This window comes from Kribbella sp. NPDC051718 (genome assembly GCF_040681515.1).
In the GTDB taxonomy this organism is placed as follows: Bacteria; Actinomycetota; Actinomycetes; order Propionibacteriales; family Kribbellaceae; genus Kribbella.
This window is the reverse complement of record NZ_JBFAYZ010000012.1, coordinates 210,300-234,160: the sequence shown is the minus strand read 5'-3', so window position 1 is coordinate 234,160 and position 23,861 is coordinate 210,300. Positions and strand designations below refer to the sequence as shown.

The window sequence follows — 23,861 nt, the reverse complement described above, 5'->3', positions numbered from 1 at the left end:
CAACCGGTTCCCCCACGCAGCCTCCGACGCCCGCTCGTGCCTCGCGCGCTCGTTCGACTGCTCCCACCCACCCAGTACTGAACGCTCCTCCGTCGGCGACCGCGACCACCGCCCACCTCCCCAGCTCGGCAAGGAACTGCCGTTGCCCACCCGGTGCCTGGTCGGGCGCTATCGGTTGCACCAGGTCGAGCGCCACCCCCCTCAGCGCGGGTTGGCCGACGGGGCGGGAGGAGGCGTTCGTTGCCCCTCGGAGCGGGGCTGACCGACGGGGCTACGGCGTCCGGTGTTGGCGATAGGCACTTGGCGTCGGACGCCTGGATCCGCGGATAGCCGGCACAAGTGGGGGCGTCCAGCCGATGGGCTGGGCGCTTGGTGGTGGAGCGTCGCCGGGGCGCCGGAGCTACGGGCCGGCGGAGGCGGTGCAGGTTTCGCTCCAGGGGTTGAGGGTGGCGGCGTATTCGGGGGTGAGCCAGGACATGCCTGCGGTCGCTGGGGACATCGCCGCGGAGACGGCTGGGGAGAAGGTCGTCGCGCCGTGGGGCGATCGTGGGTGGTCGGAGTGGGGGGAGGTGCTGTCGGCAGAGCAGGCTGGTGCCGATCCCGCCGCGGAGGCTGTGGCCGTCCAGGCTCCGGCCTCCGCGGAGGTCGAGGAGCCAGGGCCGGAGCTGGAGCCGGAGCCGGGGGCGGAGCCGGGGCCGGGGGCGGGGGCGGGGGCGTTGAGGCTCGTTGTGGTCAGGGGGAGCTGGGGTAGCCAGGTGTTTGGGTTGGCTGGTGTGGGGATGGTCCAGTGGGGGCGGGTGATGCGGACGGCGCCGTTGGTGATGGTGATGGACCAGTGGCCGGCGTGGACGGCGCGGTGGTGGGCGGCGCAGAGCAATGCCAGGTTGGAGATGGAGGTGCGGCCGCCGTCGGCCCAGTGGACGATGTGATGGGCGTGGCAGTGCGAGGGGGGCGCTTTGCAGATGACGCAGCCTTTGTCGCGGCGGTTGAGGGCGCGGCGGATGGGGCGGGTGACGAACCGGTACTCGGTGCCGACATCGAGCGGCTGGGAATCCGAGCCGAGGACGATCGCTAGTACGGCGGCGTCACAGGCCAGGAGCCGTACGGCGGCGGCGGACAGGTTGTCGCCGAAGACGAGTTCGCCGACGGCGGCCGAGGTGAGGGTTTTGAGGTCGGTGAAGTCGATGGTGACGGTCAGGTGGGGGACGCCGGGGGTGCCGGTTGCTGGGTCGGCGCCGGTGGCGATGTCGAGGATGGTGGTCAGCGCGTCGGCCTGGCGCTTTTCGTGGGAGCGGGGGTCGAGTTCGCCGTCGATGGTGCGGTGGGGTTTGGCGAGGTCGTGGATGGCGGTTTTGAAGTGTTCGGCGTTGGCGCCGGCCAGGTAGCCGCCGAGCTTGACGCCGTGGTCGGCGGACCGGATCCAGAGTTTCTCGTTCTGGTACGCCTGGTCCTCGGCGGGTTCCGGGCCGTCGGTGTCCAACCTGTCGAGGACCTGGCGGCCGAAATCGCGCAGGCCGCTCGGCGTGAGGTGGCGCGCGGCTTCGATCATCTGCTCTTCGGCGACGCGCAGATGATCGACAGGCACCGTGGGCGGCGCCTTCTCCAGGGTTGCGACGATAGCCTTCGCATGGTCTGCGGTCAGACCGGTCGGATCCTCGCCGGCGTCGGTGAGGGCGGTGCTGACTGCCTCGTACTTCGGGAGCTTCTCGAGGAGCTTGAGATCGCTGCGGATCCCACCGGGGTCGCGGCGGTGCCGTAGTTCGAGGAGCTCGACGGTGTTGCGAGCGCCGAGCTCCTTGGCCAGGCCGCGCGACTCCAGCTCGGCGGTGAGCTGGAGCTGGTAGGTCCTCAGCTGGGACAGGGCAGCGTCGACCGTGTCCAGACTGACCACCAACTCGCGGTCAGTCTGGAGACACGTCGGTCGCAGCTGCGATATCTCCATACCCACAACGGTAGCCAGCCTCACCGACAGTTTTCAAAAGCCGGAATCCCTTGCTTACAAGGGATTCGCGGATGGCCGGAACCGGTCAGGTTGTCCACAGAGAATGGGAGTCTGTGGATGAGTAAACCGCGGGGCGGAGGTGCGTGTTAGTCGGTGAGGCCGAACCAGGGTTGTTTTGCTAGTTCGCGTTGTAGGACTTCCTGGTCTCCTGGGTTGGCTACTAGGGCGGTTAGTTCCGTGGCGCGGGCTAGTTCGGTTCGGGCTGCGTCTGGGGAGCTGGTGGCGGCTAGGGAGCGGGCTAGGGCTTCTCGGGCGAAGGGTTCGTCCCAGTCGGACATCAGGGTGGGGTGGGCCAGTACCAGGTCCAGGCAGCGTTGGGCGTGTTCTAGGCCGAGGGTGGGGCGGCCGATGCGGAGGGCGGCTCGGGCGATCATGTACTCGCCTCGGGCGTGGTTGGCCTCGTTGCCGGCTTCCAGCCAGTGGAGGCAGGCGGCGTACGCGCCGTAGAGGAGGCGTTCCTGGTCGGCGACGGGACTGGTTTCGTCGATCTGGTCCATCAGGTCCCAGGTCTCGTTGTTGAGTTCTACGCCGAAGTAGCGGTGGAGTTCGCGGCCTTCTACGAGTTCGGTGGCGACCTTTTCCATCAGTTCGGGCCAGCTGGGTAGGCCGTGTTCGCGGGCGATGGTGAGTTGGGCGTCGCGGAGGGTGAACGCGCCAGGGTCGACAGCATTGCCGCGGTACTCCGGGTGGTGCGCCCGGACTCGGGCGATCGCGTCCGGGCGGGCCTTGGCGACGGCTTTGCGGAGGTCCTTCGCGCGGGTGCGGAGCTGGCTGAGGCTCGCCTTGGCGGGCAGGTCGGTGGTCATCGACTGATCCTTCCGGGCAGCCCGCTCCGCTGAACCAGGCCGTCCCGAAGGGTTCGTCGGCCATCGCTCACAACTCGAAGATCCCAGGTGCACTCGGTGCTTGCCGCGGAGAAGAGGCGCCCTGGCGCGCGCTGCGACCTACGCTGACACGCCTTGCTCCTCGGAGTCAATCCGGGTTGCGCCGCAACTGGTCTGTGGTTGTGTTGATGCCGGCGATTTGCCCCGCCAGGCCAGGGTGGCTTTCCTCGAGCTTCGGCCCGGCTTCGGCCAGCGGCGCCAGCAGCGTCGCGGAGTCCTCGTCGCCGAGCGCGTGATGAATCCGGTCGACGCTCGTCTGGGTCGCTTCGTCCAGGTCGTCCAGCGCGGTGACCTGCGCTGCCAGCCTGCGCAGGCTGGCAGCGTTGCGCTGCGCCCATCGGGCCACGGCCCGGTCGCCGGCTCGCCGGGCTCGGGCTGCCTGGACTCGCTGTTCACCGGTCATTCCGCTGGGGTCCGCGGCGTGCGAGTTGAGCCGTAGATAGCGACTCTCGGCGGCCTGCCGGCTGGCGACCCCCAGCGCGGGGGCGATCGTGGCCCAGCTGGCACCACGACGCCTGGCTGCGCCGATCAGTAGCGGCTCCCAGGCTGCCAGCCGATCCTGTACTGCCCGCAGCCCGGCCAGCGCCGCGAGCAGGTCCGCCGAACCGGCAGGATCCGACGACGGTTCCGGCCGGGGGTCGTCTGACTCCCGGGCGACCTGCCGGACGGCCTCCTCCACGGCCGCGACGGCGAGAGCCGCCGGGATCCATGGCCCATCGGCCGGTTCAGTAGCAGTCACTGGGTCACCTCCTTCGCCGTCGATTCAGTATGTCAGCGATCCGCTGACAAAAGCTACTTGTCAGCGGATCGATGACATGTTAGAACGGGAGTGCGTGTTGACACCAAGATTGATCACTTCAGGAGGTGGAAGACGATGTTGATGCGCACCGACCCCTTCCGTGAACTGGACCGGATCACCCAGCAGCTGTTCAGCAGCCAGACGCCGGGGACGTGGTCGCGGCCGAGCGCGATGCCGATGGACGCCTACCGTCAAGGCGATCAGTACGTGGTGGCGTTCGACCTGCCCGGGATCTCCCCCGACGCGATCGACCTCGACGTGGAGCGCAACGTGCTCACGGTGAAGGCCGAGCGGCGACCGCTGGAGCTCGGTGACGGGGTGGAGATGCAGGTCGCCGAACGCCCGCTCGGGGTGTTCTCCCGGCAACTGTTCCTGGGCGACACCCTGGACGCCGACCACATCGAAGCCAGCTATGAGGCCGGCGTGCTGACACTGAAGATCCCGGTCGCCGACAAGGCCAAGCCGCGCAAGATCGCGATCGCGAACACCGACGGCGACCGCAAGCAGATCGACGCCTGATCCGGGCCCGGCGCCACGCCGCCCGGCGGGCACACCTTGTCGATGGGGTGAGATCGATGACTTCCGAACAGCAGCAGACACTCGACGAGGCCGAGGTCTTCGCCGACCTCGTCCTCGGCGATGACGATTGGGTGCGGGCTGAGTTCGACGCCCTGATCGCGGCCTGCTGGGACACGCCGTCGAAACCACCCCGCCGCAAGAACAGCCCACCCGCCGGCGGCTGGTCGCGGCAACCGCCCGACAGGTCGCCCGACTGCCCCGGGACACCGCTCGTCACGGCGGTGGTCAGCCGGCGGCCGCAGAGCAGGGAACGTGGCCCTCCAGCCCCGGACGTGATGACGGCGATGACCTGACAGCAGGCTCTGTACGAAGGGTCTGAAAAGGAGGTGAGCAGATCTCCCGACGACGAGAACCATGACCCGGTGATGCGGCCGCCCGCCGGCACACACCCTCGACCCGCGGCGACTCCCTCCGCCGCCAGTCCTTCCAGGACGACACCACCGCGGGCCGCCGCATCCCCCGGTCCAGCCGTACTGAGCCGGCATGTCTGCTTTTCAGTGGAGGCGAGCGCGATGACTGTCCCCGACCCGTACCTGGTCCTCGGTATCACCGCCGCAGCGTCCGACGACGACCTCGACCACGCCTTCCGCAGGCTGATCCGCCAGCTCCATCCCGACACCCGCCCACCCGCAGCGCCCGATCCCGGCACCGACCAGCGGCTGCAGGACCTCCTCACCGCCTACGCAACCTTGCGTGACCCCGTCCAGCGAGCCGCCTACGACCGCACCCGCCGCGAACAGGCCACCAGGCCGCACCTGGCCGCGCCACAACCGCGCGTCGCTGCGCAACCACTGGTCCCCGACCTGCAAGCCGGCCCTGTGCAATGGGCCCCGCTCTCAAACCTGGACGACGATCAGTCCGTACGCCGCTGAGCTCGAGCTGATGCATAGAGGCAGACCGCGGCCGCCGTCGCCAGGTTGAGTGACTCGGCGCGTCCGTAGATCGGGACCTTCACCGAGCGGTCGACGATCGCGTCGAAGCCGTCCGGCAGGCCATGGGCCTCGTTGCCGAACAGCCACACGGATGGCTTGGCGAGCGTGCCGTCGTCGATGCAGTCGTCGAGATCGGACGAGCCGTAGCCATCAGCCGCCAGGACCTGCAGGCCCTGCTCACGCCAGGACTTCGCGGCCGTGACGACATCGGCCTCGACCGTGATCGGCAGGTGGAAGAGACTCCCGACGCTGGCCCGGACGGCCTTCGGATTGTGCGGATCGACCGACTCGGCCGACAGTACGACGGCATCCGCGCCGGCCGCGTCGGCGGTGCGGATCAGGGTGCCGACGTTGCCGGGGTCGCGGACCTGGACGCCGACCGCAACCAGTCGCGCTGTGCCCAGTACGGCGTCGGACAGCGGAACGTCGACCAACTGGCAGACGGCGACGACGCCTTGCGACGTGACGGTCTCACTCAACGCCTCGATCGCGGCGCGATTCACGTCGTACCAGGGAACGTCGGCGATCTGGGCGAGATCGCGCAGGTCGCGGTGCCGGGTGGCGACGTCGGGCTCGGCGTACACCTCGACCACCAGTTCGCGGTGTTCGAGGGCTTCGCGGACGGCCTGGGGTCCTTCGGCCAGGAAGCGGCCGGTCTTGCGGCGGAACGCACGAGTGGCGAGCCTGCGGGCCTGTTTGATCCGCACGGATTGCGCGGTCAGCAGACCTGGGCTCGCCACTCGGGGTGCTATCGGAGAGATGCTGCGGCTCAGGCCGCGGCGTCGCTCTTGGCGTTGACGTCGGCCGGCAGGGCCGCCTTCGCCAGCGCGACCAGCGCCGAGAACGCCGGCGCGTCGTTGACGGCCAGGTCGGCGAGGATCTTGCGGTCGACCTCGATCTCGGCCAGGCGAAGACCCTGGATGAGACGGTTGTAGGTCAGGCCTTCGGCGCGGGCCGCGGCGTTGATCCGCTGGATCCACAGCTTGCGGAAGTCGCCCTTGCGCGCCTTGCGGTCCCGGTAGGCGTAGACGAGCGAGTGGGTGACCTGCTCCTTGGCCTTGCGGTACAGCCGCGAGCGCTGGCCGCGGTACCCGCTGGCCTGCTCGAGGACGACGCGACGCTTCTTGTGGGCGTTGACTGCCCGCTTCACGCGTGCCATGAGGTGTTACTCCTTGTATCTGCGCCGAGAAGGTGGTCCACCCGGCGGGGGTGTTCGGGGTGGGAAGGACTTCAGATGCCGAGCAGCTTCTTGGCCTTCTTGACGTGCGACGAAGCAACCTCGACGGTGCCCGACAGGCGACGCTTGCGCTTGGTCGACTTCGCCTCGGCGAGGTGACGCTTGCCGGTCTGCTCGCGACGCAGCTTGCCCGAACCGGTCACCCGGACGCGCTTCTTCATCCCCGAGTGGGTCTTCATCTTCGGCATGGCTTATGTACTCCTGATTTTCTTCGTTGACTCGATCGGGTGATGGCTCCGGTCTCGCGACCGGAGCGTCACGTCACTCCGGGTCGAGGTTGTCTGCCGGACCCTTCGGCTTCTTGGTGGCGCCGGCGGCCTGCTCGGCCTCGTACTGCTTCAGCTGCGCAGCACGCTCCTGGCGCTCCGCCTCTTGCTCGGCCTCGTGCTCGGCGAGCTTCTTGGCCTTCTCGGCCTCGACGTCGACGCGAGCCTCGGACTTCTTCTTGTGCGGTCCGAGCACCATGATCATGTTCCGGCCGTCCTGACGCGGCGAGGACTCGACGAAACCGAGCTCGCTGACATCTTCGGCCAGCCGCTGCAGCAGCCGGAACCCCAGCTCGGGGCGGGACTGCTCACGACCGCGGAACATGATGGTGATCTTGACCTTGTCACCGGCACGGAGGAAGCGGACGACGTGACCCTTTTTGGTCTCGTAGTCGTGCGGGTCGATCTTCGGCCGCAGCTTCATCTCTTTGATGACGGTGTTGGTCTGGTTCCGGCGAGACTCCCGCGCCTTCTGGGCGGTCTCGTACTTGTACTTGCCGAAATCCATCAGCTTGCAGACCGGCGGGCGTGCCGTGGCCGCAACCTCGACCAGGTCGAGATCGGCTTCCTGTGCCAACCGAAGTGCGTCCTCGATCCGGACGATGCCTACCTGCTCACCGTTCGGTCCGACCAGGCGCACCTCAGGAACGCGGATGCGCTCGTTGACGCGCAGTTCAATGGTGATGGGTCCTCCTGGGTTGTTCGTTTACTGGGGTACCACCTCGTGTCCGCACCGGGCCGGGAACGACAAAAGGCCCTCGTGCGTCCACACGAAGGCCCAATTCCCAGATCGACGGCTCCGCAACCCCGTTGCCGGGAGGACGAGCCGTACAATTCGCCGAGATCATCCGGCCGGAGCCTTGGAACCTCGACGTGACCGGGACCCGCCGACTCTTCGTCGACTGGGTGGGAGGTGGCCCTCCGCTTAGACCTGAACCTCTGGAGTCCCTCGAGTATTCCGCTCAGGGGTCACCGTCGGACCGGGTCGGTCGCCATGTAAGAGTAACAGCATGAGCGACCAAGTCTCCACTCCGCCTGCCACCACCCCTGAACCGCCCACTGAGGAGCAGTCGACGGTGGACCCGTTGTCGACGGTATCGCGGGACATCGCCGAGGTACCGAGCGTGGAGATCATCTCGACCGCCGCCCTGCACCTGATGAGCGCGGCCGCGGTCCACCTCGGCCTGGCCGAGGACCTGCCCGAGCACCGCGATCTCGACGAGGCCCGCTCCTTGATCGACTCGCTGGCCGGCCTGCTCGACGCGGCCGCGCCGTCGCTGGGTCACCACCACGCCGCTCCCCTGCGCGACGGCCTCCGCTCACTGCAGCTGGCCTTCCAGGAAGCGTCGACCATCCCCGACGAGCCCGGCACGGGCCCCGGCGAGAAGTACACCGGCGCAGTCCACCCGGCCGCGCGCCCGCAGTACACCCGCCCCCTACCGGTCGAGGATGTACCGACCGACAGGTAGTGCACTCCGATACGCCGTACACGGACTGACCACCCACGCTCAAGTGCACTACCTCGCGTCGAGGACGTCCTGTCGATCGGTACAGAAGGCTAGTGCCGGCCCATCTGGGCGAAGAAGTCGAGCATGCCCTGGGGGCTGTCCGGCGCGAAGGAGATCACCAGGTTGTCGGCCGAGTCCTGGGCCGACGACTCGCTCCGCGGGAACAGATCCGCCTCGTACTCCGCCAGCGCCGTCTCGCGGTCGGCGTTGCGCGCGATCGCCTCGGCCAGCTCCGCACCGTCGAGCATCGCCAGGTTGGCGCCCTCGCCGGCGAAGGGCGACATCACGTGGGCCGCGTCGCCGAGCAGGGTGACTCCCGGGACGCGGTCCCAGCGATGACCGACCGGCAGGGCGTGGATCGGGCGGCCGACCAGCGCCGTGTCGGCCTCCGTGACCAGCGCGCGCAGGTCGTCGCTCCAGCCTTCGAAGTTGTCCAGCAGGGTGAGCTTGGCCTTCTCCGTGTCCGTGAAGTCGATCGAGCTCGACCAGTCGGCCGGGACCATCAGCGCGGAGTAGATGTGCAGCGATCCGTCGGTCTCGCGGTGAGCGAGGAAGCCGCGGCTGTCGCCGAGCGCCATCATCATGCCCGGGCCGACCAGCGCGGCGGCCGCTGGATGACGCTCGTCGGCCTCCTCCAGGCTGAACTCGACGAAGGACAACCCGGTGTAGAGAGGCAAGGCATCCGACACCAGCGGCCGCACCCGTGACCAGGCACCGTCGGCACCGATCAACAGATCCGTGGTGAAGCTGTTGCCATCAGCAAGCGTCACCTCATGGCGTCCGTCACCGAGCGATCGCGCATCCGTGACCTTCGCGCCCCACTGCACCACACCAGCAGGCAGCGAGTAGAGCAGCAGGTCACGCAAGTCGTGCCGGTTGATCTCGGGACGATCGCCCTCGTCGCCTTCCTCGGAGTCATCGTCATCGGCATGCCGCAGAGTCCCTTGCCTGTCGAGGATGCGCATCGCCTGCCCACCTTGGTGGACCAGTGCGCGGAACTCGTCGTACAGGCCGGCTGCCCGTAGCGCTGCCTGGCCGGACTCGACGTGCATGTCGAGCATCCCGCCCTGCCCGCGGGCATCGGCCGAGGCATCCAGGTCGAAGACAGCGGACTCGATGCCGTTGACATGCAGGACCCGGGCAAGCGTGAGCCCGCCGAGTCCGGCACCGATGATCGCAATGGGGTAATGGCTGTTCATGACAGTTCTCCTTCGGGTCGCGGAGTGCTCAGCACCCCGTTGATCAGTACGCGGAATCCCCAGCGCAGCCGCGCCTCACCCGGCCCGCTCAACAAGTCATCGCCATGCGCCGCCAGCTGCGGCCTGTTCTCGGACGCCCGCAGCGCCCGCACAAGCGGCCCGGCGTCGGCCGTCGGTGTGCCCTGCCGTGGATCGGTCGGTGCATGCTCGGCAGCCGACGAGGTGGCGAAGTGCAGCAAGATGTCCACACCCCAGGCCGCCTGCTTGGCCGGTACGCCGCCCTCTGCGAGCAGTGCGAGGACCCCCTCGAGCAGATCGAGGTAGTGTCCGCCAGCGGGTCGCGCCACCAGGGCTGCCTGCGCCAGACCCGGATACTCGAAGAGCACCTCGGCGTACGACCTCAGCACCTCCTCCAACCGCTCCCGCCAGTCCCCCGACGCCGTCACCGGCCCCAGATCGACAGCACCGAGCAGCTCGTCCAGTACGGCCGCATGCAACTCGGCCGTATTGCGGACGTAGACGTAAAGGGACGCCGCCCCGGTGTCGAGCTCCTGCGCCAACCGCCGCATCGTCACCCGCCCGAGCCCCTCGGCCCGGACCAGCTCAACAGCTGTCGCCACGATCCCGTCCCGGGTCAACGCCGGCTTGGCAGGTCGCTCCCGCCGGCTCCTCGCTTCGTTGCTCATGTCTCGACCATACACGAACATGTTCGTAACGAACATGTTCGTCAGGTCACAAAGAGCAAGCCCGCGCCGGGGAAAGGAGGCTCGGCGCAGGCTTGCTGCCTATCAGCTAGGGCACAGACAGGTCAGGCGAAGACCTTCAGCTCGTAGATACGGGCTGCTGGGTCGGTGCCCTGGGTGGGAGTGGTGATGTTGAGCCGGACGTACCGGGCCGAGACGCCGGCCACCGAATGCGTGGTGACGGCCGCGGTGTTGTTGGTGACGGTGGCCCGGGTGGTCCAGGTGGTGCCGTTCGTGGAGGTCTGCACGGTGAAGGCACGGGTGTTGAACGAGGCGGACTCGCCACCGGCCGAGGCGTGAGAGATCTCGACGGAGCCGAGCGCTTGCGACGTACCGAGGTCCACCTGCAGAAACTTGGTGGCGACCAGGGAGCAGAACTTGTCGGAGTTGCCACCGGAGACGCTGCCGTTGACGGCCTTGGCGGGGCCTTCGGTGGAAGCGCAGGACGCCGAGCCGGTGGCCGGCTTGTTGAGGGCCAGGTTCGCCGGGCCGCCAGTACCACCCGACATCGCCGAGGTCATCTCGCGCGCCCACTGCCACGGCGCCGCCGTACCGCCCGGGTCGGAGTTGAAGTACTCCCACCCGTCGACGCCACCGAAGGTCGGGTACTTCGCGACGAGCGCCGCCAAAGTGCTCTTCAGCGTCGGCAGCGCGACGTACCCACCGCAGTTGGCCGAGTTCGTCACCACGCCCGCGACCACCTTCGACGCCGGGATCAGGCCGCGATTGATGATGTTGTCGTAGCCGGTGGTGTTGGCCATCGAGCCCCAGCCGCAGTAGAACTGCGCGTTGTACCAGTCGATCTTCGAGCCGCGATCGCGTTCCAGCGTCTCGTAGTTGAAGCCCGACAGGTTGCCGCCACCGGTCAGCGCGGGCGCGACCGGCGCTAGCGTGATGATGAAGCCGGTGCCGAAGTCGGTGGTCAACTGGTCGATCAGCCGGTTGATCCCGGCCTGCGACATGCTCTCCTCGACGTCCAGGTCGAGCCCGTCCAGCCCGTACGTCGTGACCAGGTTCTTCAGCCTCGGGTAGTACGTGTCGAAGTCGGTGTCGAGCCGCTGGAAGCTGCCCTGCGCCGCGCCGCCGACGAAGGCCGACACCTTGACGCCGGCCGCCTGCATCGCGTGCAGGTCGGCCCACATCTGGGTGAACTTCGCGGCCTCCGGCGGATCGTCGTTGAGGTGCACGACGTCCGGGTCGAGGTGGATCGCCCCGACCAGTACGTTCGTGACGCCGGTGTTGTTGTCGGTCAGCGCCTTCGGCGAGACGTAGACGCCGTTGACGTACTGGGTCTGGTAGTAGACGACGACCCGCTTGCTGTCGGCCGTCGTGCCGGCCTGCGCGGTTCCGGTGGACAGCAGCGCCGCACCGAGCAGCGCTGCCGTCGCCAGAGTGATTGCCTTACGCAACCAAGGGAAGGAAGGAAAGAGAGGGGTGGGGGACATGTGGAGCTCCTTGCAATGGGCGGATTGCAAACAGTGGAACTGACTAACCCTTCACGGCGCCCTCCTCGACGCCCTTGAAGAAAAAGCGCTGCAGGGTCGCGAACACGATCACGATCGGGATGAACGCGATCATCGTGCCCGCGGCGATCAGCCGGGGGTTGTTGCTGAAGGTGCCGGACAGGTACTGCAGCCCGACGGTCAGCGTGTACTTGTCCGGATCGGTCAGCACGATCAGCGGCCAGAGGAAGTCGTCCCAGGCGCCGATGAAGGAGAAGATCGCCACCACGCTGAGGGTTCCGCGGACACTCGGCAGCGCGATGTAGACGAACCGCTGCCAGACGTTCGCACCGTCCACCACCGCCGCCTGGTCCACCTCGAGCGGCAGCGACCGGAACGCGTTGTACATCAGCAGCACGTTCAGTGCACCGATCATGCCCGGCAGCGCCACCCCGAACAGGGTGTTCGCCAGGCCCAGCTCCCGCACCGTGACGTACTGCGAAATGATCGTCACCTCACCCGGCAGCACCAGCGTCGCCAGGAACAGCCCGAGCACGATCTTGCGGAACCGGAACTCCAGCCGGGACAGCGCGAAGCCGGCCAGCGACGACCCGACGATGTTGCCGCCGATCACCAGGACCGCGACCTCGATCGAGTTGCGCATGTAGTTCCACACCGGGATGGTGTCGGCCACCTCGCCGTAGTGCGCCAGGGTCGGCTGGGACGGCAGCAGCCGCGGGATCCGGGTGTAGATGTCCTCCCCCGAGCCCTTCAGAGAGGTGGACAGCTGCCACAGGAACGGCCCGATCGTGATGATCAAGACGAACACCAGCAGCAGATACCGGACGACCTTCTCGGTCGGCGACAACGAGTTGAAGCTGAACGTCCCACCCTTGCGCCGCTTGCGCGGCGGCGTACCGGAAGCATCCGGCAAGGCGACCGGACGCGCGGGATCTGTCACGGTGGTCATGCGTCGGCCGCCTTCCGGTTGAGGCGCGCGAGCACCAGCATCGGTACGACGGTGACGAAGAACAGCACGATCGACAGCGCGGACGCGTAGCCGAGGTTGCCCTCGAAGCCCTGGCTGTACTGCTGAATCAGCATCACCACCGAGTTGTCCCGGCCACCCGGACCACCCTTGCCACCGCTGAGGATGAACAGCTCGGAGAAGACCCGCAGGGCCGACACCGAGATCAGGATCGAGATCAGCACCATCGTTCCCCGGACGCCCGGGATCGTCACGTTGAGGAACCGGCGGAAGGCCGAGGCACCGTCGACCGCAGCGGCCTCGTGCAGCTCACGACCGACGTTCCCGAGGGCGGCCAGGTAGATGATCATGTAATACCCGAGCCCCTTCCAGATCGTCAGACTGATTGCGCTGAGCAACAAAAGCCACTGGTCGGACAGGAACGGCAGCGGCCCGGAGATGACGCCGAGCTTCTCGGCCAGGCCGTTGACCAGGCCGCGATCGTCCAGGATCCACTGCCAGATCAGCGCCACCACCACGGCCGAGGCGACCACCGGGGTGTAGAAGGCGGTCCGGAAGAAGGTGATCCCGGGCAGCTTCTTCTCCACCAGCACGGCGAGCAGCAGCGGCAGGATGGTCAGGAACGGCAGGCAGACCACCATGTAGATGACGCTGTTCAGCAGCGCCCAGCGCAACTGCTCGTCGTGCAGCAGGGCCTCGAAGTTCTTCAGCCCGACGAAGGTGCCGCCGCCGATCGGCTTGGCGTTGGTGAACGACAAGATGACGGTGTTGATCGACGGCCAGAGGTTGAACACCAGCAACCAGGCGAGTGCCGGGATCACCAGCACCCACGGCGTGAACCAGCGGTGGTAGCGCATCGATCAGGAGGCGAGCAGCTGGTTGGCCTTGGCCACCGCGGCGTCGAGGGCCTGCTTGGACGTCACCTTGCCGGAGATGGCCAGCGAGATCTGCTGGTTGATGAAGTCGTTGGTCGCGCCGCTGATCACCGGCGGCTGCAGCACCTTCGCCTTGGCCAGCGACTCGAACGCCAGCACCTTCGCGTCCGATTCCGGCGTACCGTCGCTCTTGGAGAAGTACGGGTCCTGCGCGGAGGCCTTGGTGGACGGGAAGATGTTCACGATCTTGGCGAACGCGGCCTGGTTCTCGGCGTTGGTGACGAACCGGGCCAGCGCGATCGCGGCCGCCTGGTTCTTGGTCTTGGCCGAGACCGACAGACCCTGGACGTACAGCGGCGGGGTGTCGAGCGCCGGCGACGGGACGACCTTGCCCTTCAGCGACGGGTTGTCCTTGACGAAGTCCGACAGCGCGTTGCCGCCACCGGTGGTCCAGGCGACCTTGCTCTGGGTGAAGAGCTTGGAGTTGCCCAGGTACTCCTGGGTCAGGATGTCGCGCGGCAGGTAGCCGGCCTTGTAGGCGTCGCGGTACTTGTCCAGCAGCGCAGCGGCCTCGGGAGTGTTGAAGGTGAAGGACTTGCCGTCGTCGGCGAGCACCTTGACGCCGGCGTTGGTGAAGTCACCGATGCCGGGCAGGCGGCTCATCATGTACTCCTTGCCGCCGGTCTTGTCGTGCATCACCTTGGCGGCCGCGAGCAGCTCGTCGAAGGTCTTCGGCGGGTTCTTCACGTCGAGACCGGCCGCGGCGAACTTGGTCGCGTTCCAGTAGTCGATGTCGGTGTTGAGGTACCACGGGTAGCCGAAGGTGCCGTCCTGCCCCTGGTACTTGTACGCCGCGACGCCGCCCTCGACGTACTCCTCGGCGATCTTCGGGTCGGCCGCGCCGACGTCGAGCAGCATCGACTGCTTGGCCAGCGGCAGCGCGAAGTCCGGCGGCAGGTTGACGACATCCGGAAGGTCGCCGGCCGAGGCCTGGCTCAGCACCTTCTTGTCGTAGCCGTCACCCGGCTGGTCGAGCCAGGTCACCTTGGTGCCCGGGTACTTCGCCTCGAAGGCCTTGATCACGCCTTCGACGTACGAGGTGAACTTCGGCTTGAGGGCCCAGGTCTGGAAGCTGACCGCGCCCGTCACCTGGGCGTTCGCGTCAACGGTCGGCTTGCTGCCGGACGACGTGTCGTCGGAGGATCCGAGGCCACAACCAGCGAGAGTAAGGGCCGCGACGGCAAGAGCTGCCACCCCGGTCAGACGACGACTACGCATGGAATTCTCCTGAGGTGATAAACCGGTATAGCTCCTGCACTATCCACATCGTAGAATCCGCTGTCAAGGGGACACATCAGGTGAGGGAGGCTCCGATGGCACGACCGACCATTGCGGACATCGCTGACAAGGCGGGGGTCTCCAAGGGCGCGGTGTCCTTCGCGCTGAACGGGCGGCCCGGGGTGAGCGACGCGACCCGCGCGCGGATCCTGCAGATCGCCGAGCAGATGAGCTGGCGCCCGCACAGCGCCGCCCGCGCGCTCGGCGCCTCCCGGGTGGACTCCGTCGGGCTGGTGATCGCCCGGCCGGCCCGCACGCTCGGCGTCGAGCCGTTCTTCGCCCACCTGCTCTCCGGCCTGCAGTCCGGGCTGTCCGCGCACTCGATCTCGCTGCAGCTGCTGATCGTCGAGAACACCGAGGCGGAGATCGAGGTCTACAAACGCTGGGCCTCCGAGCACCGGGTCGACGGCGTGATCCTGGTCGACCTGACCGTTCGCGATCCGCGGATCGACGCTCTCCGCGCGCTCGAACTGCCCGCTGTGGTGATCGGCGGCCGCGGCGGCAAGGGCGCGCTCGCCTCCGTCTGGGCCGACGACCGGGACGCGATGCTCTCGATCGTCGACTACCTGGCCGCGCTCGGCCACCGCCGGATCGCCCACGTGGCCGGTACGCCGAACTTCCAGCACACCCAGCGTCGGATCAGGGCCGTCCGCGACGCCGCCCCTCGGCTGGGACTGATCGACGCGCCGTCGCTGACCACCGACTTCAGCGACGCCGAAGGTGCCGCCACCACCCGCAAACTGCTCTCCCAGGCGGACCGCCCGACCGCGATCGTCTACGACAGCGATGTGATGGCCGTGGCCGGCCTGGGGGTCGCGATGGAGATGGGCGTCTCCGTCCCCGGTGACCTGTCGATCGTCGCCTTCGACGACTCGATCCTCACCCAGCTGATGCATCCGGCGCTCACCGCGCTCTCCCGCGACACCTTCGAATTCGGCCGCCAGGCGGCCGAAGTGTTACTCGAGGTGATCGCCGACCCCACCAACGTAGTCAACCTCCGCACCGCCGACCCGGTGCTAACGGTCCGCGAATCCACCGCCCCGCCCAGTTCCTGAGTCGCCGCCTCCCCCACCCCCGGCCCTCCCTCGTCCGCTCCTCCTCCCTGCCAGTCAGCCGCCGCAGGCGGCTAACTGGCGGATTTTGCTAAACCGATTTAGCATCCTTCTCATGCTCTCGGATCCCGCCACGCCCCGGTTCGGCGCGAACTACGTCCCGTCTTCGGGGTGGTTCTACAGCTGGCTCGACTACGACCCGGCGGCGGTCCGCCGGGACTTCGCCGATCTGGCCGGGATCGGCCTGGACCACGTCCGGGTGTTCCCGATCTGGCCGTGGATCCAGCCGAACCGGGCGATCATCCGCGAGCGCGCGATCGACGACCTGCTCGACCTGATCGACGCCGCCGCCGAGCACGACCTGACGGTCGCGGTCGACCTGATCCAGGGCCACTTGTCGAGCTTCGACTTCCTGCCGTCCTGGGTGCTCACCTGGCACAAGAGCAGCCTGTTCGAGAGCGAGATCGTCCGGGACGGACTGACCGCGTACGTCGACGCCGTCGCGCGCGCGGTGGCCACCAAGCCCAACGTCCTCGCGATCACGCTGGGCAACGAGGTCAACAACCTCTGGCCGGACAGCTCGACGACGCCGGAGGCCTCCACCCGCTGGGCCCACGATCTGCTGCTGACGCTGAAGAAGGCCGCGCCCGACGTCCTCGCGCTGCACTCGGTCTTCGACGACGCCTGGTACAAGCCGGACCACCCCTTTCTCCCGGCCGACGTGGTCGACCTGGGCGATCTGAGCACCGTCCACTCGTGGGTTTTCAACGGGGTCTCACGGGTGGACGGCCCGCTCGGTCCGGCGACCCTCACGCATGCCGACTACCTGGTCGAGCTCGCGGCCGCCACCTCGTTGGACACCACTCGACCCGTGTGGCTGCAGGAGATCGGCGTACCGGGGCCTGACATCCCCGTCGACCTGCAGGCCGAATTCACGAGCCGCACTGTCGAGCTGGTCGTCCACAACCCAGCCCTGTGGGGCATCACCTGGTGGTCCTCCCACGACATCGACCGCCGCCTGCTGGACTTCCCCGACCGCGAGTACGACCTAGGCCTCTTCACCGTCGACCACCACCGCAAGCCGGCCGCCCAGGCGTTGGCCGAGGTCATCGCGGAGGTACGCGCGAACGGCGTACAGGCTCAACCGGCCACCACCCTGCAGAGCCCGCTCAACCCACGCACGGAACCAGCCCGCCGCGGCGAACTCGCGCCCGGCAGCGACTTCCACCGCAGCTGGGTCGAAGCCCGCACAACCGGCCCAGTCCGCATCGTCTTCCCCACCTGACCCTGTTCAAGCCCACCAATGGCGGGCTTGAACACCAAGCGGTGAGCTTGAACAAGTTATTTCATGTTCAAGGTCACCGCTTGGTGTTCAAGGACGCCGGTCGATGAGGGTCTGGATGCCGTCGAGGATGCGGTCGAGGCCGAAGTCGAAGTCGTCGTCGAGGGTGTCCTCGTACTCCTGGTTCGTGTACATCGCCAGCAGGCGGTCGTAGCCCGCCGACTGCAGCCGGGGCACCAGGAACTCGCCGACCGCCAGCGACTCGACGGGAGCCGAGTCGCTGGCTCCGAGTTGGCGGGCGAGGTTTGCGTAGCTGCGGGCGTAGCCGTCGAAGAGGACTGCACAGCCGAGGGCGTCGTGCTGGCTCAGGCCGGTGTCTTCCATCACCGTAAGCAGCGTCTCCACCCAGTGCAGCAGGTTGGGCGTGACGGGCGCGCCACGGATGGGCACGTCGAGCAGCCAGGGGCGTTCGGCGTACCGGTCGACCATCGCCTTGACCCAGGCGCGGGCTCCGGCGCGCCAGCCGGGCGCCTGCAGGATGTGCTCCGGTGCGCGGCCCCATGCCTTCTCCGCGACGAGGACGATCAGCTCGTCCTTGGAGGAGAGGTAGCGGTACATCGCATTGGTGGAGACGCCGAGATGCGCCGCGATCTTCTGCAGCGAGATGGCCTCGAAACCCTGCGCGTCGCCGAACTCGATCCCGGTGGCGACGATCTGGTCGACCGTGAGGGCCGGCTTCGGGCCGCGGCGCTGGACCGGGTGCACGCCCCAGGACAGGGCGAGGCCGGGCGGTAACTGCGCCGGCTCCTCTGTCATACCCCCATCCTTCCGCACCCGGCCGCGGGACGCAGGAAGGCTGGCACCCGGCGCGCAGGGGACCTAGCACCACCGGTGAAAAGGGTTCCAAGACCATCCAAAGTGAAACTGTTCAACCCATACGCTGTTTCCCATGAACACACTCAACGCAAACCTCGGCCCGCTGGTCTCACCCGACGAGCTGGAGCTCAGTCACACCGACAAGCAGGCGGCGCACGCCAAGATCGAGAGCGCCGCCCGGCAAGGAATCCTGTCCGCACAGCAGGCTGCCGACCGGCACCGGCTGCTGAACGCGTCCCACCGTCGCGGCGAGCTGCGCGAGGTACTGGCCGGTCTGCACGACGCGGTACCGCCGACCGGGCTGACCCTCGCGCTGCGGATCGCGGCGGTCGGCTGGCTCGCGGTCTGCGTGATCCAGTTCGTGATCTGGGTCGTGCTGGCCGCCTTCGGGCATCTCGACTGGCCGTGGTGGCTCTGGTCCGACGTCGGTCTCGGGCTGGCGGTCGGGGTGTTGTGGTGGTCGAATGAGTCGTATCACCGCAAGTCCCGGCTCGAGCCTCGGACTGCCCGATGAATGCGCCGGTCGAGCTCAACGAAGTACAGAAGGTGTACGGCTCCGGGCCCGGCGCGGTCACCGCGCTGGGCGGGGTGAGCTACTCCTTTGCCCAAGGCACCTTTACCGCGGTGATGGGTCCATCCGGATCCGGCAAGAGCACGCTGCTGCACTGTGCGGCCGGGCTGGACGAGCCCAGCTCGGGTGAGGTCCACCTGGCCGGTACGCCGTTGCGCGGACTCGACGAGACCGCGTTGACCGAACTCCGGCGTGAGCATGTCGCCTTCGTCTTCCAGGCGTTCAACCTGATGCCGGCGTTGACCGTCCGGCAGAACATCGTCCTCCCGCAGACGCTTGCCGGCCGGACACCGGACGAGAAGTGGGTGACCGAGGTCATCCGGCGGGTCGGTCTGAGTGAGCGCACCAAGCACCGGCCGAGTGAGTTGTCGGGTGGTCAGCAGCAGCGGGTCGCGATCGCTCGCGCCCTGGCCGGGTCGGCCGCGATCACCTTCGCGGACGAGCCGACCGGGGCGCTGGATACGCAGACTGCGCTCGAAGTGCTGTCGCTGCTGAGGGACCAGGCTCGCGCGGCCGGGCAGACGATCGTGATGGTCACGCATGACCCGGTCGCGGCGTCGTACGCCGACAAGGTGGTCTTCCTCGTCGACGGTCGCATCGTCTCCGAGTCTCCCGCCCCGACGGCCGACAGCGTCGCGGCGGAACTCGCAAAACTGTCTCGATCGAGGGTGCTGACATGATCCGGCTCGCGTTATCCAGTCTGCGGTTCCGTACCGCGGCCTTCCTCGCGATCTTCGTCGCCGTACTGCTGGGCAGCTCGCTGATGTCGGCCGCGGGCGGCCTGCTCGAAACCGGCCTGCGGCTCAACGCCGCACCCCAACGCCTGGCGGACGCACCCATCATCGTCACAGGCCGACCCGCCTACCACCCGCCAAACGGCTCGGGGTCCGTCGCGTACCCCGAACGCCACGGCGTCGACCCCACCCTCGTCACCAAGCTCACCGCAGTCGAAGGCGTCGCACAGGCGATCCCAGACGTCTCCTTCCCCGCAGTCGTTGCCTCCAGCAAGGGCGTCGCTGCGTCCGGCAAGGGCGTCGCTGCGTCCGGCGGCGCTGTGCTGGCCGGTCATGCGTGGGCGTCGGCTGCGCTTACGCCGTACAAGCTGATCGCCGGTGCTGCGCCCGCTGCCGGGCAGGTCGTCCTCGACAGTCCGCTGGCGGGTGGTGCCGAGCCGGGTGGCAAGGTGACGATCATCGTCAGTGGCACGGCTCGGGAGTTCGTTTTGGCTGGGTTGGCCTCGGCTGAGCATGAGGTCGACGTGCCGTCCGTCTTCTTCGCCGCTGCGGACTCTCCGGCTCGCGTGGATGCGATTGGGGTGTTTCCGGCGGCCGGTACTTCGGTTGCCGAGCTCATCAAGCGGCTCGAGTTGCCGGAGGGTGTGGTCGCGCTGACCGGGGACGATCGGGGGGCGGCGGAGTTTGCCGGGATCGCGACGAGTCTTCCGCTGATCATCTTGTCGGGCGTGTTCGGTGGCATGGTCGCCGTGGTGATGGCGCTGGTCGTGTCCGCGACCATCGGGTTGTCGGTCCGGCAGCGGCGGCGGGAGTTGGCGTTGCTGCGCGCGAGTGGGGCGACGCCCGGGCAGGTGCGCAAGATGGTCGTCGCCGAGACGATGCTGGTGGCGATCGTCGCGCTGATCGGTGGACTCCTGCTCGGGCGCACGATGGGTCAGTGGATCTTCGGGATGCTGAGCGGGAACGGGGTGGTGCCGTCGGCGCTGCGGTTCGATCAGGGACCGCTGCCGTTCGCGGGCGCGGCCGTGCTGACGCTGGTGATTCTGCGGCTGACGGTTGGGTTCGCGGCTGGGCGGGCGGCTCGGATCAGGCCGATTCAGGCGCTGACGGAGGCTGCGGTACCGCCGGTGGTGATCGGTCGGGTGCGGTTGATCATCGGGGCCGTCTTCGCTGCGGCGACCGTCGGGGTCGGGATGTCGACGATCTTCATGAGCCCGACCAACGCCGCCGCGATCGGCGGGCCGGCCGTGCTCACCGGGTCGATCGCGGTCGCGGTGCTTGGTCCGTTGGTGATTCGCGCGATGCTCACCACTCGGATCACGGCGTTCCTCGAGCGGCGCGCGGGGACCAGCGGCGTACTGGCTGCGATCAATCTGCGGGTGCGAGCGGTGCAGTTCGCGGCGATTCTGGTGCCGATCACGCTGGCAACGGCGATCGCGCTGGGGAACATCTACTCGCAGACGACGCAGCAGAAGGCGGCGGTCGAGGCGTACACGGACAATCTGGTCGCGAACACCGTCATCACGAGTGAGGTGGGTGGGATTCCGGCTGGGATGTTCGACCAGGTGCGGAGTGCGCCGGGGGTCACGGCGGCGTCGGAGCTGGTTCGGAGCAAGGGGTGGATCGAGGAACCGTACGACTCCACGCACACGAGCGATCCGTGGCCGTTGCTCGGGCTGAACGGTCCTGTTTACAAGGGGAAAGTCCGGGCTGGTTCGCTGGATCAGCTCACCGGTGACACGGTTGCTTTGCCGCCGGGTGCGGCCAAGCATTTGAAGGTCGGCGTCGGGGATCAGATCGGTGTGCGGCTGGGTGACGATGCGCTGGTCAAGGTGAAGATCGTCGCGCTGGTCGACGGTACTTCGGGGTACGAGTCGATCTTGTTGCCTTCGGCCCTGTTGGCGGCGCATACGACGGCTGGGATGCCTTCGCAGATCCTGCTGAAGACCTCGAAGCCGGCCGAGGTGGGGAATTGGCCGGGGACGACCGTTGGTGGGAGGTCGTTGCTGTCCGCGGAGTACGACGCCGGGCTGGGGATCGATGCTTGGATCGCCTATCTGCTGGCGGCGATCGCGATTGCCTACACGGCGATCGCCTCGATCAACACGATCGCTGTCGCGGTACTCGACCGGCGGCGCGAGTTCGGGCTGCAGCGGCTGACCGGGTCGACCCGAAAGCAGGTCTCGAAGATGCTCTACCTGGAGAACCTGGTGATCGCGGCCCTCGGCCTGCTACTCGGCCTGGCCGCCGCCTGCTTCAGCATCTTCCCGATCGCCATCGCCACCCGGGGTTGGCCGCTGCCCTCTGGCCCCAGCTGGGTCCTACTCGGCTGGATCGCGATCGTACTGCTCTTGGTCCTCCCCACCACCGGCATCACAGCCCGCCTGGCGATGCGCGCCAAGCCGATGGACGCCGTCAACTCCCCAGCCGGCTGAATCAATCGCTGGTGGAGAGCCAGCCGTAGCCGCCGTCTTCCAGTTTGACCACTTGGAGGCCGGCGGCTACTCGGCGTACGTCGTCGGTCTCGATCACCGCGGGAGCGGGGCCGGCAACGTCGAGGACGATCGCGGCGGCGCCTTCCTGGATGGCAGCCGTCGCGACCAGTTGCGCCTGAGCAGGCATCGGCCGCGCCTCAGGACTCCAAAGCTTCAGGCTCTCGGTGCTCGTGAAGGCCAACAAGGCGTTCCGCCCGTCCTGCCCCTTCAGCAGCGCGACGGCCATGTCCGACGTCTTGTCATGCGCCAGCCCGCGCTCGTCGTACTCGACCTCGCCCAACATCGCCACCACCGGCACCAGCAACCGCGCCTTCGTCAACGCCGCCAGAATCGCTCCCTGATCCCGCTGGCCCAAGGCCTCGGCGAGGGCGGCATCAGCCGACCCGTCATCGTCATCGAACCCGGTGAAGGCGAGCTTGCGTTCTGGTTGCACCCGCCCATTGTCCCCCGCGCCCTACGCGCAACAGGCAGTGGTGCCTACAGCCCGCCCGGTTCGGTCCTCTCGATGTCGCAGTGGCAGCAGAACTGAGGGGGGAGATCCTGCGACTCGACGATCGGCGAGTTCGCTGCGCTGGCACGCGCCGGCTCTGGTCATGAGGCGTCGCACCCCAGCGCAGCTAGCTTCTCTGGTATGGAACCCGTCGCGTTGGCCAAGCACCTGATCGACAGCAATCGGTACATGGTTCTCGGAACCGTGGACCCGGACGGTCGCCCGCGGGTGTCACCGGTGTACTTCTCGCCGGATGGCTACTCGGTCGTCTACTGGGTGTCGTCCCTCCAATCACAACATTCACGGAACATCGCCGAGCGCCCCGAAGTCAGCATGGTGGTCTTCGACTCCGCGGCGGAGATCGGCCGCGGGGAGGCGGTCTACTTGATCGCCCAGGCCGAGGTGGTCCCGGACGACGAGTTGGAGGGATGCCTCGACACCGTTGTCTGGACCCGGTTCCCGGGACTCAAGCAGTTCACTGGGCCGGAGCTGCGTGATCCAGAGGTCCGGCGGCTGTACCGGGCACGGATCACCGAACACTCGATCCACATCCCCGGCCGGCACCCGGAGTACGGAACCGGCACTGACCGGCGAATGACAGTGGACCTCGGCTAGACCTCAGTGATCACCGGCCTGAGCCGTTGCAGCGATCGGCTCGAGCCATCCGACCAGCTCGTCGAGTTCGTGGACGCTGAGTACCTCGTACGCCGGTGCCGCCAGTTCGTCGGTGAGGGCGTCGATCCGCTCCCGGGTCTCCCGGCCGGCATCGGTGAACCTGCCGGCGGTGTCCACGAGGCCGCGGTCGCGCAGCCCCTCGATGACAGCGGCGAGCTGCGCCCTGGGCAGATGGTGGATCCGGTCGAACTCCTCCGGCCTCATTCCGAGGGAGAGAGCCATCAGGACGTGAGCCTCGGTGCCACCGATTCCGTGAGCGACAAGGGCAGCGTTATGGCCGTCCCCGCGGTACTCCCGCAGCAGCGTCGCCGCATGCCAGAGCCTGGCCACCGGCTCTTCAGGTACGGCGAGCGCCCGCAGACCGGCGTACAGGACGCGACCCTCGGTGGGCGCGCTGATCGCCGCCCGGGTGGCGAGGTCGGCGATCCGTACCAGACCGGGCGAGTCGGCGAGCTGCCCCATCCGCTGCCGCAGTGCGGTGGCGCTGCCCCGCTCGCGAACGGCGATCGCCTCCTCCGGGGTGGTCTTCCCCCAAACCCACGGGATGTGGCGGGCCACCTCGCCGTCGGCGAAGTTGTAGAAGGCTGCGTGCACCACCTCGGCCGGCGCCAGGCCCAGCGGCGCAGCGCGGCCGGCGAAGTACCCGTCCCAGTAGTTGCGCATACCGAGGGCCCGGAACGCCTCGGTCACCATGTCGGAGAAGCTGACCGTGGCGAGCGGCTCGACCAACTCGAACATGCGATGGACCTTGATCAGCGGGTGCGACGTCATCGGCATCTCCCGTGGTGGTGACCCACTCGTCGTGGACGAACAGCAAACCCGTACCCCGGGACGGTACGCAACCCGGGGCCGCTCCGCACGGGAGTCTGTCGGGGGGCGTTTCAGGGTGGTGTC

26 protein-coding genes are annotated in these 23,861 nt (G+C 67.9%); 10 read left to right on the top strand and 16 right to left on the bottom strand.

The window, feature by feature from the left end; translation table 11 throughout:
* Window positions 1–400: 400 nt before the first annotated feature.
* The 3 genes from AB0M15_RS35820 to AB0M15_RS35810 form a co-directional block, all read right to left on the bottom strand.
* On the bottom strand, window positions 401–1,942 hold the full coding sequence (locus AB0M15_RS35820; protein ID WP_363829058.1) for a DUF222 domain-containing protein: 1,542 nt from the start codon (window positions 1,940–1,942) through the stop codon (window positions 401–403).
* Window positions 1,943–2,088: 146 nt separating this feature from the next.
* Entirely contained in the window at window positions 2,089–2,808 is a 720-nt protein-coding gene (locus AB0M15_RS35815) for a hypothetical protein (protein WP_363829055.1), read from the bottom strand.
* 166 nt (window positions 2,809–2,974) lie between these two features.
* Window positions 2,975–3,625 carry a hypothetical protein gene (locus AB0M15_RS35810; protein ID WP_363829051.1) on the bottom strand — a complete coding sequence of 217 codons (651 nt, stop codon included), beginning with the start codon at window positions 3,623–3,625 and terminating at the stop codon, window positions 2,975–2,977.
* 135 nt (window positions 3,626–3,760) lie between these two features.
* Between AB0M15_RS35810 and AB0M15_RS35805 the strand changes: the two genes are divergently transcribed.
* From AB0M15_RS35805 to AB0M15_RS35795, 3 genes are all read left to right on the top strand, one after another.
* The gene (locus tag AB0M15_RS35805) at window positions 3,761–4,204 is read left to right on the top strand and encodes an Hsp20/alpha crystallin family protein (protein WP_363829048.1); all 444 of its coding nucleotides are present in this window, start codon (window positions 3,761–3,763) and stop codon (window positions 4,202–4,204) included.
* A gap of 56 nt (window positions 4,205–4,260) precedes the next feature.
* A complete protein-coding gene (locus tag AB0M15_RS35800) occupies window positions 4,261–4,557 on the top strand; it encodes a hypothetical protein (RefSeq protein WP_363829045.1) in 297 nt (98 codons plus the stop codon).
* A 219-nt stretch (window positions 4,558–4,776) separates the two neighbouring features.
* Window positions 4,777–5,136, top strand: coding sequence for a J domain-containing protein (locus tag AB0M15_RS35795; protein ID WP_363829042.1), 360 nt, complete (start codon window positions 4,777–4,779; stop codon window positions 5,134–5,136).
* On the opposite strand, the gene AB0M15_RS35790 is transcribed toward AB0M15_RS35795, so the two are convergent.
* The 4 genes from AB0M15_RS35790 to infC form a co-directional block, all read right to left on the bottom strand.
* A complete protein-coding gene (locus tag AB0M15_RS35790) occupies window positions 5,118–5,936 on the bottom strand; it encodes an RNA methyltransferase (protein WP_363829039.1) in 819 nt (272 codons plus the stop codon). The genes AB0M15_RS35795 and AB0M15_RS35790 overlap by 19 nt on opposite strands.
* A gap of 29 nt (window positions 5,937–5,965) precedes the next feature.
* Window positions 5,966–6,355 (bottom strand): 50S ribosomal protein L20, encoded by a 390-nt coding sequence (gene rplT, locus AB0M15_RS35785; RefSeq protein ID WP_328327138.1) that lies wholly within the window; start codon window positions 6,353–6,355, stop codon window positions 5,966–5,968.
* A 71-nt stretch (window positions 6,356–6,426) separates the two neighbouring features.
* Window positions 6,427–6,621, bottom strand: a complete 195-nt coding sequence (rpmI, locus tag AB0M15_RS35780; protein WP_328327140.1) for a 50S ribosomal protein L35 — start codon at window positions 6,619–6,621, stop codon at window positions 6,427–6,429.
* Window positions 6,622–6,694: 73 nt separating this feature from the next.
* Window positions 6,695–7,372 carry a translation initiation factor IF-3 gene (gene infC, locus AB0M15_RS35775; protein ID WP_363829135.1) on the bottom strand — a complete coding sequence of 226 codons (678 nt, stop codon included), beginning with the start codon at window positions 7,370–7,372 and terminating at the stop codon, window positions 6,695–6,697.
* A gap of 337 nt (window positions 7,373–7,709) precedes the next feature.
* Between infC and AB0M15_RS35770 the strand changes: the two genes are divergently transcribed.
* Window positions 7,710–8,168, top strand: a complete 459-nt coding sequence (locus AB0M15_RS35770) for a DUF1844 domain-containing protein (RefSeq protein WP_363829034.1) — start codon at window positions 7,710–7,712, stop codon at window positions 8,166–8,168.
* Between the two features lie 89 nt (window positions 8,169–8,257).
* On the opposite strand, the gene AB0M15_RS35765 is transcribed toward AB0M15_RS35770, so the two are convergent.
* From AB0M15_RS35765 to AB0M15_RS35740, 6 genes are all read right to left on the bottom strand, one after another.
* Entirely contained in the window at window positions 8,258–9,406 is a 1,149-nt protein-coding gene (locus AB0M15_RS35765; RefSeq protein ID WP_363829031.1) for an NAD(P)/FAD-dependent oxidoreductase, read from the bottom strand.
* Window positions 9,403–10,092, bottom strand: coding sequence for a TetR/AcrR family transcriptional regulator (locus AB0M15_RS35760; RefSeq protein ID WP_363829025.1), 690 nt, complete (start codon window positions 10,090–10,092; stop codon window positions 9,403–9,405). Before AB0M15_RS35760 ends, AB0M15_RS35765 begins: the two co-directional genes overlap by 4 nt.
* Window positions 10,093–10,214: 122 nt before the next feature.
* On the bottom strand, window positions 10,215–11,594 hold the full coding sequence (locus AB0M15_RS35755; RefSeq protein ID WP_363829022.1) for a discoidin domain-containing protein: 1,380 nt from the start codon (window positions 11,592–11,594) through the stop codon (window positions 10,215–10,217).
* A gap of 43 nt (window positions 11,595–11,637) precedes the next feature.
* Window positions 11,638–12,561: a carbohydrate ABC transporter permease gene (locus tag AB0M15_RS35750; RefSeq protein ID WP_363829019.1), complete on the bottom strand. Its 924-nt coding sequence runs from the start codon at window positions 12,559–12,561 to the stop codon at window positions 11,638–11,640.
* The gene (locus AB0M15_RS35745; protein WP_363829016.1) at window positions 12,558–13,436 is read right to left on the bottom strand and encodes a sugar ABC transporter permease; all 879 of its coding nucleotides are present in this window, start codon (window positions 13,434–13,436) and stop codon (window positions 12,558–12,560) included. The genes AB0M15_RS35750 and AB0M15_RS35745 overlap by 4 nt, the downstream gene beginning before the upstream one ends.
* A gap of 3 nt (window positions 13,437–13,439) precedes the next feature.
* Window positions 13,440–14,732 carry a sugar ABC transporter substrate-binding protein gene (locus tag AB0M15_RS35740; RefSeq protein WP_363829013.1) on the bottom strand — a complete coding sequence of 431 codons (1,293 nt, stop codon included), beginning with the start codon at window positions 14,730–14,732 and terminating at the stop codon, window positions 13,440–13,442.
* Between the two features lie 95 nt (window positions 14,733–14,827).
* Here AB0M15_RS35740 and AB0M15_RS35735 point away from each other — a divergent pair, with 95 nt between their 5' ends.
* A complete protein-coding gene (locus AB0M15_RS35735; protein ID WP_363829010.1) occupies window positions 14,828–15,847 on the top strand; it encodes a LacI family DNA-binding transcriptional regulator in 1,020 nt (339 codons plus the stop codon).
* A gap of 112 nt (window positions 15,848–15,959) precedes the next feature.
* Window positions 15,960–17,129, top strand: coding sequence for a glycosyl hydrolase (locus AB0M15_RS35730; protein WP_363829008.1), 1,170 nt, complete (start codon window positions 15,960–15,962; stop codon window positions 17,127–17,129).
* Between the two features lie 87 nt (window positions 17,130–17,216).
* Here the strand turns inward: AB0M15_RS35730 and AB0M15_RS35725 are convergent, their stop codons facing one another.
* Entirely contained in the window at window positions 17,217–17,942 is a 726-nt protein-coding gene (locus AB0M15_RS35725; RefSeq protein WP_363829005.1) for a TetR/AcrR family transcriptional regulator, read from the bottom strand.
* Between the two features lie 133 nt (window positions 17,943–18,075).
* Here AB0M15_RS35725 and AB0M15_RS35720 point away from each other — a divergent pair, with 133 nt between their 5' ends.
* The 3 genes from AB0M15_RS35720 to AB0M15_RS35710 are packed head-to-tail and all read left to right on the top strand — an operon-like array spanning window position 18,076 to window position 21,742.
* On the top strand, window positions 18,076–18,516 hold the full coding sequence (locus tag AB0M15_RS35720; protein WP_363829002.1) for a hypothetical protein: 441 nt from the start codon (window positions 18,076–18,078) through the stop codon (window positions 18,514–18,516).
* Window positions 18,513–19,253, top strand: a complete 741-nt coding sequence (locus AB0M15_RS35715) for an ABC transporter ATP-binding protein (RefSeq protein ID WP_363828998.1) — start codon at window positions 18,513–18,515, stop codon at window positions 19,251–19,253. Before AB0M15_RS35720 ends, AB0M15_RS35715 begins: the two co-directional genes overlap by 4 nt.
* A complete protein-coding gene (locus AB0M15_RS35710; protein ID WP_363828990.1) occupies window positions 19,250–21,742 on the top strand; it encodes an FtsX-like permease family protein in 2,493 nt (830 codons plus the stop codon). Before AB0M15_RS35715 ends, AB0M15_RS35710 begins: the two co-directional genes overlap by 4 nt.
* 1 nt (window position 21,743) lies before the next feature.
* On the opposite strand, the gene AB0M15_RS35705 is transcribed toward AB0M15_RS35710, so the two are convergent.
* The gene (locus tag AB0M15_RS35705) at window positions 21,744–22,235 is read right to left on the bottom strand and encodes an SseB family protein (RefSeq protein WP_363828982.1); all 492 of its coding nucleotides are present in this window, start codon (window positions 22,233–22,235) and stop codon (window positions 21,744–21,746) included.
* A 198-nt stretch (window positions 22,236–22,433) separates the two neighbouring features.
* Here AB0M15_RS35705 and AB0M15_RS35700 point away from each other — a divergent pair, with 198 nt between their 5' ends.
* Window positions 22,434–22,907, top strand: coding sequence for a pyridoxamine 5'-phosphate oxidase family protein (locus AB0M15_RS35700; RefSeq protein WP_363828973.1), 474 nt, complete (start codon window positions 22,434–22,436; stop codon window positions 22,905–22,907).
* Window positions 22,908–22,910: 3 nt separating this feature from the next.
* Here the strand turns inward: AB0M15_RS35700 and AB0M15_RS35695 are convergent, their stop codons facing one another.
* Complete coding sequence (locus tag AB0M15_RS35695) at window positions 22,911–23,738, bottom strand: MarR family transcriptional regulator (RefSeq protein WP_363828964.1); 828 nt, start codon at window positions 23,736–23,738, stop codon at window positions 22,911–22,913.
* Window positions 23,739–23,861 lie beyond the last annotated feature (123 nt).